Source organism: Paenibacillus sp. ACRRX (genome assembly GCF_022346885.1).
In the GTDB taxonomy this organism is placed as follows: Bacteria; Bacillota; Bacilli; order Paenibacillales; family Paenibacillaceae; genus Paenibacillus_B.
In genome coordinates this window covers 288,642-303,767 of sequence record NZ_JAKRNK010000003.1, presented here as the reverse complement: position 1 = coordinate 303,767, position 15,126 = coordinate 288,642, and the positions used below count along the sequence as shown (strand labels likewise).

The following is a 15,126-nucleotide window of genomic DNA, read 5'->3' as shown; positions in this document are numbered from 1 at the left end:
AGGACGATGAGAACACGTGAAGAGCTGAAGCAGTTTGCCCGCGAGTACGCCAAGACACATCGTAAGATGGGGATTTATCAGGTGCGAAATAAAGTGACTGGTTATCAGATCATTGGCAGCAGCATGGATCTGGAGAAAGTGTGGAATAAAGAATCATTTGTATTAAAAATGAATGGGCATCTCAACCGCAAACTGCAGACAGAGTGGAACACCTATGGTGAGGAGTCATTTGAGATTGAGTTTCTAGAGCTGATCGAACCAGAAGAAGAGTGGATTACGAGCGATCAGGAACGAGTTAAATATAAGCTGATGCTTCAGAAGTTATTGGAAACCTGGACAGAGCGATTGCAAGAGACATCCCGTGAAAATTAATTCATGGGGTGTTTTTTCTTGCGACATCATGGAGTGAAAAGGATAATATTGACTTTCGATAAATATGCTAATATAGTTTTATCATAATCGAATGATATATTTTATGATTATGAAACTAATTATCGATAAGGGAGGATGCTGTATGATTCAGTTTCCGAAGCCAGAAGTGGAACAATATTTTCAGGTTAGTGTGATACGCCAGTTCACCGTTAATGCGGATGAGTCCAGAATCGTCTTCAGCAGTAATATGAATGGAAAATTTAACTTATGGGCGATGGACTTCCAGACAGGGCATCCTTTTCCTTACCCGCTAACGTATGAGGGACAAACCAGCAGCTTTATTAAAATGGATGGGGAAGGACGCTTCGTTTTGACCTCCTTGGACCGTGACGGGGACGAGAACTATCATATTTATGCGCTGCCCTGGAATGGCGGACAGGCGCTTAAGCTGATCGAAGGCGCGCCTGACGATAAGTATTTTTACGTGCAGATGTCAGAGGATGGAAAGCGACTCTATTATGTAACAAGCAAAGATAATTCGCAGTTTATGAATAGCCGGGTCTATGATCTGGAGACGAAGGAAGACAAGTTAATTCATGAAGGTGCGACAACAACGACTTTCTTGGTAAGCGTCAGTCCTGATGAGCAAGTGATTGCGTACTCGCAGTCTTACGCAAATACGTACATGCCGACCTATGTATGCCGCACTGGGGAAGAGCCCCAATGTGTGACACCGTCTGCTGATGTTGTACACGTAGTGGGTGACGTTCACTTTGTTGACAATGATACCGTGTTGTTTGTGACGGATTATGAGCAGGAGTATGCTTATATAGCACAGTACCAATTGTCGACTAAGCAATTCAAGCAGGTATGCGCCATTGAGCAGGAAAGCGTGACGGGTATTAAGTGGCATAAAGAAACGCGCACCTTATATGTGATCACGGAGAAGGGTGTTATCGACAAGTTGTACGCTTATGGCTACGACAGTGGCGAAATAGCGCCTATATCGCTCCCAGCGGATATCGTGGAACAGATAAGCGTAGCGGCATCCGGCAATATCTATGTATTGGCACGTGGAGCAACTCGTCCTACTAACATTTATAAATATACAGAGGGTGCTTGGGCAGCCTTGACACATAATGTAATGACAGGTTTATCCGAAGAAGATTTGGTCGATCCAGACATCGTTACCTACGATTCATTCGACGGTACAGTTATTGAAGCGCTGTTGTACCGCGCCAAAGAAGCCGTTGCAAACGGGTATACGATCTTCTGGCCGCACGGTGGGCCGCAGGCGGCGGAACGGAAGCAATTTCGTGCGATGTTTCAGTACTTGCTCGCACAGGGGTATCATATCTTTGCGCCGAACTTCCGCGGCAGCACGGGATATGGCAGCTCTTTTGTGAAGCTGGTAGAGTGTGATTGGGGTGAAGGACCACGCAAGGACTGCTTGGCTGGGATGGAGTGGCTGTTTGCTCAGGAAATTTCAAGTCGAGAGAAGTTGTTTGTATTTGGAGGCAGCTACGGTGGATATATGACGCTGCTGCTGGCAGGGCGTCATGCAGATTATTTCCGAGCAGCTATCGATTATGTAGGTGTCAGCAATCTATTTACCTTTGTGAATTCAGTGCCTGAGTTCTGGAAGCCGATCATGGAACGGTGGCTTGGCGATCCGGAGAAGGATAAGGAACGTTTTGTCAAAGATTCTCCGATTACGTACCTTGACGATATGACTAACCCCATGCTGATTGTGCAGGGTGCCAACGATCCACGTGTAGTTAAGGAAGAGTCGGATCAGATTGTTGAGGCTCTTCGTGCGAAGGGGCGGGATGTTGAGTATCTGGTGTTTGAAGACGAAGGGCATGGCGTTGTCCGCAAAGAAAATGAGAAGATCTTGTATCAGGCGATTGTGGATTTCCTCAAGCGTCATCAATAAGAGGGTTAGCCGTGCTCCATATGAGGGGGTACGGCTTTATTTAATGTGTGGAGACACGAATTGCGTCTGTCTGTGATGGCAGGGTATAATGCCTTCATATTAGGAACGGGAAGCAGACTGCATAGATGTAGGACGGAACAGAATGGACCAGCATGATGCAGATGGGTATTTACTTGGTGCTGCATAGTCGCGTGAGGCTGAGCAGCACAGTATATTTCTTGTGCGTGGATATGGTGTAGAGCCATGTTAGGCGGAGAAGTCGCCTTAGAGCTGAGCAGTTTGAGGAGCTGTGTTAATGCGCTTAAGGACGTAGACCAAATGTGCTTCCGGCGGGAGAAGGGTGAGCAAAGATGAGTGAGATGGAACGGGGAAAATGGGAGCAGGGCATCTGGGATTCAGTTCGCTTGAAGCAGGCTGCGCTGCCGATAGACGAGATATGCCCGGCTATCGCTGAAGCGTTGGCGAGCGGCAAGGGGGCCGTGCTTGTTGCGGAGCCTGGCGCGGGCAAGACGACCCGCGTGCCGCTTGCGCTACTGGAAGCGCCTTGGCTGAATGGCGGGCGGATCGTGATGCTGGAGCCGCGCCGGCTGGCTGCGCGTGCGGCTTCGCAATTTATGGCGGCCATGCTTGGCGAACGCGTGGGTGATAAGGTTGGTTACCGTGTGCGTATGGATACAAAGGTGAGTTCTGCTACACGAATTGAAGTAGTAACAGAAGGCGTGCTCACACGGATGCTGCAGACTGATCCGTCGCTTGAAGGTGTGGGGCTGCTTATTTTTGACGAATTCCATGAAAGGAATTTACATGCTGATCTGGGCTTGGCACTAGCTTTGGAGGCACAGAGCGTGCTGAGAGACGATCTGCGTATATTAGTGATGTCAGCTACGCTTGAGGCAGAGCCTGTAGCGGCGCTTATGGATGGTGCACCGATCATCCAGAGCAAAGGCCGAACCTATCCAGTTGAAACGCACTATGTACCACGCTCAAGTCAGGAGCCGCTGGAGATCGCGGTAGCCCGCCAAGTAGAACGGGTGCTTCATGCGTATGACGGGGACATTATGGTGTTTCTTCCCGGAGCAGGCGAAATTCATCGTACGGCAGGGGAACTTTCCAGAATGGGATATGGCGGAGCGAATCACGCAGATCGTTCCATTACAGTGCTGCCTTTATACGGTCAGCTGCCGCAAGAGGCACAAGATGCGGCGATCGCTCCGGGCCGATCAGGCATTCGCAAAGTTGTCTTGACGACATCAATTGCAGAGACAAGCTTAACGGTGGAAGGCATACGTGTAGTCATCGACAGTGGTTACAGTCGAGTCTCGCGGTTCTCGCCACGTACAGGAATGTCGCGTTTAGTGACGGAACGAGTCACGCAGGATGCGGCAGACCAACGGCGTGGACGCGCAGGACGACTTGGTCCTGGCATCTGCTACAGATTGTGGTCAGCAGAGGAACATGGACATTTGGCGAAGCATCGGATACCGGAAATGCTGGATGCCGACCTGGCGCCGCTTGCGTTAGAGCTGGCGGGATGGGGCAGCCCGGATGGAAGTACGCTTCATTGGCTAACGCCGCCGCCATCAGCTGCTTTCCAACAAGCGCGCCAGCTCTTAGATCAATTAGGCGCGGTGTCATCTGAGGGAAAGCTGTCGGCACATGGTAGGCTCATGATGTCGACGGGGCTGCATCCGCGTTTAGCCCACATGGTGCTGACGAGTATTCAGATGGGGTACGGCCGCGAAGCCTGCGAGTGGGCTGCACTCCTGCAGGAGCGGGACATCGTCAGACAGGGCTCTGCGCGAAGTGGCGGTTTCTCCTCTTCGGAGCGTCTCGGCGGTCCTGACATTCGATCGCGATTGGAACTCATCAGACAGATCGGTACAGTAAATAGTCGACAAAGAGCAGGCATGGGAGATAGCAGGTCAGAGGCTAATGTCAAAGGAAGCTCTGGTGCTAGTGCTGCTATAGGTTCTGAGACAACAAGCCATGTACCCGTAACGAACATGCTGTCCTCCAATCAGATCGATAGTGGCACGTTATGGCGTGTACAAGAAGAAATTCGTAGACTTGAGCGAGCATTCCCGGCAGCTGCCGAGCAGGGCCAAGGCAGTAAGGAGATGCAGGGCGGGGTACTGTTGGCGCTTGCTTTTCCTGACCGCATCGGTGAGCGTAGAGCGGACGGACGTTATCTTCTGAGCAGCGGCAGGGGAGCCGCATTTGGAGGTTCGGCTGCACAAGATTCGATTGCGTATGCACCTTATGTAGTGGCTGTACAGCTCGATGATCAGGGAACGGATAGTCGTATTCAGTTAGCTGCCCGGATTTCATTAGAGGAGATTGAGGCCCATTTAAAAGCTTATGTTAAGCGTACGATCACAGTCGAATGGGATAAAGAAGCAGAAGCAGTACGTGCATTGGAACAGGTGAAGCTAGGAGCTATCGTGCTGCGCGAGCGACCGTATGCTCAGCCAGACGCTGATCAGGTGTTGGAAGTGCTAGTAGATTCCATAACCCGTCATCCAGAAGGACTGCATGTACTACCGTGGTCCAAGTCTGCCCGTCAACTTCAGGCTCGCCTTGAATTCATGCACCGTCACCGTCCTGATGAATGGCCGGCAGCGTCGGACGCTGCACTCCTAGCCACGATGCGCGAATGGCTTGCGCCACATCTGTACGGCATGCGCAAGCGCAGCGATTTGCAGAAGCTCCAGGTCGCCTCGCTTCTGGAGGGGCTGCTGCCGTGGCAGATGCGGCAGCAGTTGGACGCTATGGCGCCGTCTAGCATCGTCGTGCCGAGTGGTTCCCGTATCGGCATAGATTACAGCAATCCCGAACAGCCCGTGCTGGCAGTTCGCCTGCAGGAGCTGTTTGGATTGCATGAGACGCCGCGCATAGCAGGCGGCAGGGTGCCGCTTACGCTGCACCTCTTGTCGCCGGCCCAGCGACCGGTGCAGGTGACGCAGGACCTGGCGAACTTCTGGCGGAGCACATACTTTGAGGTGAAGAAAGACCTCAAAGGCCGCTATCCAAAGCACTATTGGCCAGAAGATCCGACGGAAGCCATTGCGACACGGCGCACCCGTCCGCCAGGTGGACTAGCCTAGCTCATATAGTTAACAGTTGTGTATGTAATCGATTGGAAAGTGTGATCCAGATCACTTATAATAGAGAGATATCATGTATGGGTAATCATCTTCATCTGTCCCGTAAGTAGGAGGGAGATGGTTGAAGTACAGAGGTTAATGATAAGAATCTGGAGGTGACACAGATGCCGCATATAGCTGTATCTTCTCATCTGTTGTCGATACTGGTATCGTTGGTCGGGGGCGTAACTGTTATCATGCTGCGCTTGCGCGCGGCCAACAAGCCGACCAATCATATGAAGATTATTATGCCGCCGATTGGCATGGCGACAGGCTTTCTAATGTTTGTCGTTCCAGCGACGCGGATTCCTTGGACATACGGATTCATAGCCTTTCTTGCAGGGGCAATTTTGTTTGCTTACCCGCTTATCAAGACATCCAAGTTCCAACGAATCGAAGATGACATTTACTTAACACGTTCTAACATGTTTATCGTTGTTATTGTGGGTCTGCTTGTTATACGCTTACTGCTGCACGATATGGTGGAACAATATGTAACCCTAATGCAGAGCGCCAGTATATTTTTTATTTTGGCATTTGGTATGATTATGCCATGGCGTCTTGCAATGTATGTCCAGTACCGCAAGCTAGTGGGGGCAAGCAGCAGTTCGTCTTGAGCAGCACGGGGTTTATCATATCTGATTGACTAATAAAGGCCGGTCCTCTTACGAGGAGCCCGGCCTTTTGTCTGTAAAGGGCGCAGCTTTTCCTGTACACGTGATAACCGTCATTGTTCAAGCATGGTTATTCAAGGCATGATAAGAGTGCCAATTATACATACATATAGAGATGTTGGATTACATGGGAGAAAGGATATGTGTCATTAATGCCACAATCTCAGCAATCTGCGCCTTCGGTTTGGAAGCCATCCCGCTTTAACGCCATTACGGAAGTTGATGACGGAGGGCTTGTTGTATTTAACAGTTATTCGGGAGCTATCGCGTCATTTTCTAAGGAGGAACGTGAACAAGTTCGGGGCACACTGTCGGGGCTAACAATGGCGAGCGATCCGCAGGGCTTGGTACAGCATCTGATCGAGCATGGGTTTCTTGTGCAGGAACATACAGATGAGCTGCAGCGGGCTACAGACCTACATCAATCCATGAACGTGACGGATACCATGCATCTGGTGCTGCTTTCGACTGAAGCGTGCAGTTTCCGCTGCAATTATTGCTATGAAACGTTCCCGCGTGGTCGGATGGAGAATCGGGTAATAACGGGTTTAAAACATTATGTACAACAGAAGGCAGCAACGCTACAACATTTGCATATTAGCTGGCACGGTGGTGAGCCGCTGTTGGCTTGGGATGTCATTGCAGAACTTTCGACATCGTTTATGGAAGCGGCTGAAGCAGGCGATATGCAATATAGCGCCGATATCGCTACGAATGGTTATTATTTGACGGTAGAGAAGATGCAGCAGCTGCTGGGATGGAACGTAAATCGGTTTATGATTACAGTTGACGGACCAGCGGAGGTTCATGATCAGCGTCGTTCGCTTGCTGGTGGGGGCGGTACGTACGAACGGATTATGAGCAATCTAATCGCGTTACAGGCGACCCATCTGTCTTTTGACATTCATATCCGAATAAATTTCGATAACAGCACGCTGCAAGCAGTCGAGGCATTTATCCCCGAGCTTGCTAGACAGTTCGCCGGAGATGAGCGGTTTAAAGTATATCCGCGTCCGGTAGGATGTATGGGGGGAGAAAATGATCTTCAACTCCCAGTATGCGATGATCGAACCAAGGATGAACGAATCTGGTCTTATAATGAGCAGGTAGTTAATGAAGGACTTCAAATTAGCTCCTTTGTATCGGAAATACTAGTTCCTGGAGGGGCAGTATGTTACGCAGCTAAGCCTAATTCGCTAATTGTGGGGTCAGATGGCAAGCTCTACAAGTGTTCCGTCGCAATCGAAGAGGAATACAATCAGCTCGGTTATCTGGATGAAGAGGGACAGGCTCATATTGATCTGGATAAAATGCTGCTTTGGACAACGTCAGGTGAGGAAAAGGACGAGAACTGCCAAGCATGCTTTTTCCGCCCAGCCTGTCAGGGTAATCATTGTCCATTGTACCGCATGCGCACAGGCAATCGTCCTTGCTCCTACGAAAAGCGTCAAATTAAGAAGACCCTCCGTACCATCTGGCTTCAAGAGGAAGCCGTTACTGCAGCATTTATGAAATAATGAAGGAGGTGACTTGTCATGAAAATAATTCGTTCTGCTTCTCAAGCAGCTTGTATCCATACAGGGCGTGTCATGAAATCTGTACCTGGAAATCTAAAATAAATCGAAAAAGGGAAAGGTGTGATGTTAACACACCACTTCTCTGCGGTTAGTGACTTAGACGGCGCATAAGCGTCGTCTCTTTTTTTGGAGTATATTCCCCATCTTAAACAACGTAACCAAGACGATCCTCTTCCCTGCCAACTAGAAGTTAACAGGGGAGGGGATCGATGCTGGACCGTTAGCCTTCACTTATAGGGCATTACAAGCGGATGAACCCTTACTTAATCTGTGCTGCAAGATGGCCGTCCGTCCACGATTGCACTGTGTGGTCACTTGGTAGGAACAAGGTGAGCAGGCCCAGTAAGGGTAGGAAGCTTGTTGCAATCATCATTGTACTTTCGCTCGTCCACTCGTTGCCAAAGCCAATCAGTAGACTGCCGATTCCACCCATGCCAAACGCAAGGCCAGTAATAAGTCCAGATACTGTGCCGATGCTGCTTGGATATAACGCTTGTGCATAGATAACGGCAGTAGCGAAGCTGGACAGCAGAATGAATCCCGATAATGCCAAAACAACGCCAGCCCAGAAGAGCGGGAGATAAGGCAGAATGAGCGCTAACGGAATGGCGCCAATCAGAGATGCAGAAATCAGGTTGCGTTTGCCGAATCGATCTGCCAAGGGTCCGCCGAGCAAAGTGCCCACTGCACCCGCAGCCATAAATATAAAAATATAGGTCTGGGCATCGCCTTTTGATAGCCCGTAGTCGGATTGCAGATAGAAATTGTAATAGGTACTAATAGCTGATACATACCAAGAGCGGATTGTCACGATTGTCACCAATATGACTGTAGCCCCCATTATACGCTTGCGTTGAGCAGGATCGATCGTGCCGCGGGGCAGTTTTTTGGCAAATGTATATCCTTGCTTCATGCTGCTGCTGTACCAGCGTGCAATAAAGCTCTGGACAATAATTCCCGCAGCCGCTACCACGGTAAACCAAATAGCGCCAACTTGCCCAAGGGGAATAAAGATCCACTTGGTCATCAGTGGAGCGAGTGATTGACCGGTGTTGCCGCCAACTTGAAAAATGGACTGTGCCAGTCCCTTGCGGCTGCCGGCTGCCATATGAGCTACACGCATGCCTTCTGGATGGAAGGCAGCTGAACCCAAACCTACAAATATAACCGCAACCAGCACCATGAGGTAGTTCGGGGCGTAGGCAAGCAGCAGCATACCCGTAAATGTAAAGCACATTCCTATAGGCAGCAGCGAAGGGGTAGGCCTTCTATCGGAGAAGTAACCAACTACAGGCTGCATGATAGATGCTGTCACATTTAATGCAAAGGATATCCAGCCGATCTGCACGTACGTCAAGGACATAGAGTCGCGTAAGACTGGAAAGATTGCGGTAATAACTGCTTGAATGGAATCGTTAAACAAATGGACGAAACTGATTGCAATCAGAATCCGATAGACGGTCTTAGATGCAGGTGCAGGTACGGGGAGTGAAGAACCACTGGGTGAAGCTGTAAAAGAAGGGGATTGTGCCATATGTGGGCTCCTCTCTCTTTATCTCTTATTTATATGGACGCTTAAAGTTTGTCTCGTTGATGAATGTAACCATACTCTTGTTGTGTAAAGTCAGGCAATAACGAAAAAAGCCCGATATCTGCATAAAACGGCATATTACCGAAAGCAGACAGGGCTAATCGCGATATTTCATAAATTTCATATATTTTAACAGTAAGTTAAATCTAGATGAATTACACAGAGGTTCTAGGCGAACCGACATTGATAGGGTTAGAAGAGCAGATGAGCGATCCCTATTATAATAGGCAGCGTAATCAGCGTCCGCAAAATAAAGATGAGGATCAGGTCCTTCATATTAACTGGCAGCTTGGAGCCGAGCAGCAACCCGCCTACTTCAGACATATAAATAAGCTGTGTAACCGATAGGGCTGCAACAACAAAGCGTGTCAGCTCACTTTCGATGCCAGAGGCGAGCACAGTAGGAAGGAACATATCCGCAAAGCCAACCATTATGGTCTGAGCAGCCGCCTCAGCTTCTGGGACACCCAGCACGTTCAAGATAGGCAGAAACGGCTTGCCAAGCCATTCAAATATGGGCGTGTACGTAGCTAAGGCCACAGCTGTTGTGCCTATCGCCATAACAACTGGAATGACGCCAACCCATAGGTCAAGTATGTTCTTGCCGCCATTTTTCAAGAAAGAGCGAATCCCTTCATGGCTTTTTGCTTTAGCGGCAGCTTGGTGCAGCCCCCAGCGCCATGGTGTCCAGGCTGGAGGTACGATTTCCTCCGTTATGGCTTCTGCCCCGGGTTCATAGGAGTTAGGTTTGCGTGAAAGCGGTGGAATCCGTGGCATAATGATCGCCGCGATCATTCCTGCAAAGGTAACAGTCGCATAGAAAGGCAGAAACATGTGCCCAAGGTGTACATTTGATAACACGATAAAGCTAAATGTAATCGAAACGGCTGTAAAGGTGGTGCCGATTACCGCGGCTTCGCGCTGCGTGTAATGGCCGGATTCGTACTGCTTGCTGGTCATCATCACACCAATTGTTCCATCTCCAAGCCAGGAGGCCATACAGTTAATAGAAGACCGACCGGGAAGTGTGAATAGTGGCCGCATCACTTTAGTCATCAACATACCTGCAAACTCCAGCAATCCAAAGTCTACCAGTAAGGGGAGCAGCAAGCCTGCCAGCATAAACACCACAAACAGACCAGGGAGCAAGCTGTTGAGCAGCATCCCTCCTGTGTCAGCAGACCATATCCATTCAGGTCCGATTTTCCAATAAGTCAAAATGGCGAACACAAAGCCTACCGTACGCACACCAAACCAGAATGGAGAGACGTTGAACAAAGCGCTCCAAAGCCGATGGTTGGCAAGTCTTGTGGAGCGAGCGCCAAGATGAATCAATGAACCTAACCAAGCAAGGGAGATGAGCAGAACCGTAGCAGGTGCCAAAATACCTTTAAATAGGTTTTGAATGTATTTTGCTAGAAAAGCAATGGGTACCGTTACCTCGCCGTCCCACGGAACAGGAACTACGAATAGCAGCAGGCCCAGGATAGATGGTATTAAAAAGGACAGCACTGCACTTACAGACAGTCGAGAAGGCAGCGTCTGAAGGGAAGTTGAGTCATTCTTAGATGTCATGTATAACGTTCTCCTCATACCGAAATAAGTATATTTATGCAACATGGACAACTTTATACGATTATAAGCAAAAAACCAACCCCCCTAACCGAGGAATATGTTGGAATGTGCTATCAGAAGTTACGCAAAGTGAGTGTAGGGAAGGCAGTTTGGCTAACAACTCCATGTTCTCCGCAACTTGCTTCATCTGAGATATGGGAGTAGGATTGACGATATCTAGGCAAAGGAAAGGAAGTAAAAGGATGTATTTGGTAACGATTACATATACGTGTCCTGTAGAATCGGTAGATAAATATTTAGATGGACACCGGGCATTTCTAGACATGTATTATGCTGCAGACAAATTTATTATTTCGGGTCCGTTTGAACCACGCAGCGGCGGCCTCATTGTGGTCGATACGGAGGATGAGGACGAGCTTGAAGCGATTTTGTCTGCAGATCCCTTTTATCAGCATGGTGTTGCACGCTATGATCGCATGCAATTCCGACCGACCAAAGCAACGGACTGTCTTAGAGATCGTTTGTCGCTTGGCTAGTCGCTAAAGCCAATACCCCGAGAACATATCGGCTCTCGCCGAAGAGTTCTCGGGGTATATTATTATTGCTCGGGAAATATTGTAAACTTTTGTCGGGCGATGACCTTAGGCGTCGTAACGTTTATTGCGATACAGAACAAGGCAAGCTACAACGGAAGCAATCATCCAAACACAGATGATACCGACATGTACGAGCATATCTCCCAGGCTGCCACCTTTCCAAAGCACGTCGATAGCCATCGTTAATCGTTCGGAAGGCGTATAACTAACAATGGTGTTGACAAGTTCACTCTTAAGCGAAGGTCCAAACAGCGGTCCGAACATAAACAATACGATAACTGGCATGCTGACAAATGTGGTTTCCATCGTGCTGCGAGACAACAAACCAATAATCGTTCCCATAGCTAAGTACATAATCAAAGTAGGTGCGATCGTTAAGAGTAGTCCTGTTATAGGAACGTGAGGTGTCTTAGCTACCACAAAAGAAGCAAGCAGTACAAGAATCGTTAGCAGACCTGCAATGACGCTTTTACCCATAAGGACTTCCATCGGCCTTGCTGGGGACAGCATCAGAACACGCAGGGTGTGTTTCTCTTTTTCTTCCGCGATCATAATCGCCTGCACACTGGCACCTGTCATCATCAAGGCCATATTAATCGGCAGCGTTAGTACTAACGAGGTTGCTCCTTCCGTTATTGTTCCAAACATATAAGAGAAGAGGACAGGCAGAACAGCCGTCAACAACAGTGTTGTGTTTTTCATCGCGTCTTTATACTCTTTGCCGATAATGGCTTGAAGTCTTGTCATGGAAAAAGTCATCATTTTAATATGCCTCCAGTTAAGGAAATAAAGATATCGTTTAAGGTTGGTTCATTAGAGTGAATCGCTTGCAGCTTGCCGCTCGTCATCCAGTCATAGATTTGTTTGGCACCGTCCTCATCTTGCTTTATTTGGAACGTACCTTCAGATGTGGAGACGGTAACGGTATGGTCCGAATTATTTAGGCGAAGCTGCTGCGGAGTGTCCATCGCTGCTATTTTGCCTTGGTGAAGAAAGGCGATCCGGTCACATATTGCTTCAGCTTCTTCCATATCATGTGTTGTCAAAAATATCGTTGTTCCTGCTTGATTTAACTCGCGCAGCGAATTATGAATATGACGAGTATTAGTTGGATCAAGTGCTGATGTAGGTTCGTCTAGAAACAGCAGGTCTGGTTGATGGATAAGAGCACGGGCTAACGTGACACGCTGCTTCATTCCTTTAGACAACGTTTTTACGGTTGTGCTGCGCTCTTGCAGGAGGTTAACCTGCTGCAATGCCTCATCAATACGTTTCGTTGATACGCCATACAGCTTGCAGTACAACTCCAGATTGTCTTTCACCGTTAAACGGTCGTACAATGTGCTGTTGTCTGTTAATATGCCAATGCGCTGCAAATGGCGGGCGCGCTCCTGCTCGGTCATCTTCTTCACATCAACCCCGAACACTTTGGCTGTGCCAGCACTGGGCATCAATTGGGCAGTTAATATTTTGACGGTAGTTGTCTTACCTGAGCCGCTTGGACCCAAGAAGCCGAAGATTTCACCCTTTTTGACATGAAAATCAAGATGTTGAAGAGCAGTCTTGTTCTCAAAAGCTTTGGTCATCCCTTGTACCTCGATAATGTGTTCCATGTGTGCACCCTCACTTTATTATTTGATGTTTAATGTAGTATCGATAGTTAAGAGTGTCAGTCAGCATTGGCTTAAATGGTGCTGTTATTACTCGCTTACATGGCCAAGTGCTTACTGCTGAGCGGCTAATTGACCGTCCCTGCTGACACTCTTATCGTACGACGAGTATGCTCTCATCACATCAAATATCGGTTGAAATGTGCATACCTTAGGTTGAATGGAACCTTTATAAGGGATGAATGAAACACATCAAGATATACCTAGGATAAGTTTCATCTCTTCATACTTGCTTTTTGAGAGTGGAATCTTGCTTTTCTGCTCATCATCCAATACAAGGCTATAGCTGTTGCGTGACCAAATAATGACTTCACGAACGCGCTGCAAATTCACCAAGTAAGATCGGTGACAGCGGAAGAAGCCAAATGCTTTTAACTTTTGTTCCAACTGCAGCAGTGTCATCGAGCTTGGATAGGTCTCGTGCTGAATATGCAGATGGGACAGCCCATCTTGGCTTTCCACAAAATTAATTTCAAGTGGATCGATAAGCACGATCTTATCTTGAATACGCGCAGGTATTTTATCCAGCATGATGGGCGGGATGTATTTGATCTCGTGTTGACTGGTCTCTTCAGCCTCTTCCTGTGGTTGCTCGGACTCGGGCTCGCCCGTCCCGGCCATCATATCATTGGCCATAAGTGAGGCATTCGCTTTCGTGTTCGGTGCCTCGGTCTGCAAGCGTACAGCTTCTTCTAATGAGGGGGGCTCCTCGTTGTCAGCACGGAGCTTGTTTGTATGCTCTTGATCGGAATGAGAAGCGGCTGGTATTTCTCCGTGTGATGCTATTTCTTCCGGCAGTTCAGCGGACAGGGCGACTTCACTGCTTGTATTGGCGTCTGCCTGGGTGTCATGTTCTAGCACCACTTGCTTGAATCCGGCAGGTGTCCAGCGTGTAATAAAGGATGTGAGCGACATAGCGCTCTCTAATGCCGGCACCGTCATCAGCACTGCAGCACCTTCTTCAATGAGGGCAGCAAGCCAATGACGTAAAATAAAACAGCTTTCCATATCAAGTTGGAACTCAGGATCTTCAATTAAAATCAGTCGAGGCGCATGAATAGCAGCGCGGGCTAAATGAAAGCGGCGCTGTTCAGAAGCTGTTAATTTGAAAAGTGGTACATTCTGTTTATCTTGCAGACCTACTATTTTTAGCATTCGGTTAACACGTTCTTTGTCACGGTGGCCAAATAATTTCATGAAGAATAAAAGAGCTTGGCGCGAGCTAAGTCGTTCGTAGACCGGATCATGTTGTCTGACACAACCAACATACGGCTGAAGCTGTTTATGGGACACCAGTGGTTGATTGTTCCATGTTGCAGACCCGGATGAGGGTTGCTGCACACCTAGTAGAACATCTATTAACAATTGCCCCATGGCGTGGTTGCACTGTATAGCGGCGCATTGCCCGGGCTCTATATGAAGCGTTAGTGGATCAAGCAAAGTTGAGTTTCCCTTGGTCACTTGCAGCTTGGTGATTTGAAGGCTAGAGAAATCATGCGAGGCTGCGGTTGTATGTACTTGCTTGGATGCTGACATGGATTTTAATTCACTCCGTTTCTAATCGTTCAAATTACAAATACTATACTTGATCATAAATCGAAAAGGATTTCTTGAATAGCCATAATATAGAATTTGGGGAGGGGGTTGTCATTAATGTTCGGAAAATGATTTATTAATAAATAATTTATTAATATTAAATGCACATTATCTATTTATTTACGAACGATTGGGCTAATAACTATTGACTCGTTCGCTTATGTCTATTACAATGTGATTGTTGCTTATAACAACCTGATTATAACGATGTAATCAACATTGTCTTGTTCGTATATCCCTGATGATAAGGTTCAGGGGTTTCTACCGGGAACCGTAAATTCCTGACTACGATCGGATGTGCGGCTCTTTAAGGCACTTCCGTATCGTGGTCAGGATTTTTTTTGCCCATTGCAAAATATTTTCAAGTGATACGATTACTTGATTAATGGTCATCAA

General features: G+C 48.1%; 11 protein-coding genes and 1 riboswitch. Of the genes, 6 read left to right on the top strand and 5 right to left on the bottom strand.

What is annotated here, in order from left to right; genetic code table 11:
* The first annotated feature begins 6 nt into the window (after positions 1-6).
* From MH117_RS12045 to MH117_RS12025, 5 genes are all read left to right on the top strand, one after another.
* Positions 7-372, top strand: coding sequence for a GIY-YIG nuclease family protein (locus tag MH117_RS12045; protein ID WP_239328954.1), 366 nt, complete (start codon positions 7-9; stop codon positions 370-372).
* Positions 373-514: 142 nt separating this feature from the next.
* On the top strand, positions 515-2,308 hold the full coding sequence (locus tag MH117_RS12040; RefSeq protein ID WP_239328953.1) for a S9 family peptidase: 1,794 nt from the start codon (positions 515-517) through the stop codon (positions 2,306-2,308).
* Between the two features lie 359 nt (positions 2,309-2,667).
* Positions 2,668-5,412 (top strand): ATP-dependent helicase HrpB, encoded by a 2,745-nt coding sequence (hrpB, locus tag MH117_RS12035; protein WP_239329211.1) that lies wholly within the window; start codon positions 2,668-2,670, stop codon positions 5,410-5,412.
* A gap of 164 nt (positions 5,413-5,576) precedes the next feature.
* On the top strand, positions 5,577-6,068 hold the full coding sequence (locus MH117_RS12030) for a CcdC family protein (protein WP_239328952.1): 492 nt from the start codon (positions 5,577-5,579) through the stop codon (positions 6,066-6,068).
* Positions 6,069-6,277: 209 nt separating this feature from the next.
* A complete protein-coding gene (locus tag MH117_RS12025) occupies positions 6,278-7,642 on the top strand; it encodes a radical SAM/SPASM domain-containing protein (RefSeq protein ID WP_239329210.1) in 1,365 nt (454 codons plus the stop codon).
* Positions 7,643-7,961: 319 nt separating this feature from the next.
* Here the strand turns inward: MH117_RS12025 and MH117_RS12020 are convergent, their stop codons facing one another.
* Entirely contained in the window at positions 7,962-9,236 is a 1,275-nt protein-coding gene (locus tag MH117_RS12020; RefSeq protein WP_239328951.1) for an MFS transporter, read from the bottom strand.
* 249 nt (positions 9,237-9,485) lie between these two features.
* The gene (locus MH117_RS12015; protein ID WP_239328950.1) at positions 9,486-10,868 is read right to left on the bottom strand and encodes a YjiH family protein; all 1,383 of its coding nucleotides are present in this window, start codon (positions 10,866-10,868) and stop codon (positions 9,486-9,488) included.
* Positions 10,869-11,110: 242 nt separating this feature from the next.
* Between MH117_RS12015 and MH117_RS12010 the strand changes: the two genes are divergently transcribed.
* On the top strand, positions 11,111-11,404 hold the full coding sequence (locus MH117_RS12010; protein ID WP_239328949.1) for a YciI family protein: 294 nt from the start codon (positions 11,111-11,113) through the stop codon (positions 11,402-11,404).
* Between the two features lie 105 nt (positions 11,405-11,509).
* Here the strand turns inward: MH117_RS12010 and MH117_RS12005 are convergent, their stop codons facing one another.
* From MH117_RS12005 to MH117_RS11995, 3 genes are all read right to left on the bottom strand, one after another.
* Positions 11,510-12,226, bottom strand: a complete 717-nt coding sequence (locus tag MH117_RS12005) for an ABC transporter permease (RefSeq protein WP_239328948.1) — start codon at positions 12,224-12,226, stop codon at positions 11,510-11,512.
* Positions 12,223-13,077 (bottom strand): ABC transporter ATP-binding protein, encoded by an 855-nt coding sequence (locus MH117_RS12000; protein WP_239328947.1) that lies wholly within the window; start codon positions 13,075-13,077, stop codon positions 12,223-12,225. The genes MH117_RS12005 and MH117_RS12000 overlap by 4 nt, the downstream gene beginning before the upstream one ends.
* A gap of 249 nt (positions 13,078-13,326) precedes the next feature.
* On the bottom strand, positions 13,327-14,670 hold the full coding sequence (locus MH117_RS11995) for a LytTR family transcriptional regulator DNA-binding domain-containing protein (RefSeq protein ID WP_239328946.1): 1,344 nt from the start codon (positions 14,668-14,670) through the stop codon (positions 13,327-13,329).
* 268 nt (positions 14,671-14,938) lie between these two features.
* A riboswitch (purine riboswitch) is annotated at positions 14,939-15,038 on the top strand.
* Positions 15,039-15,126: the final 88 nt, after the last annotated feature.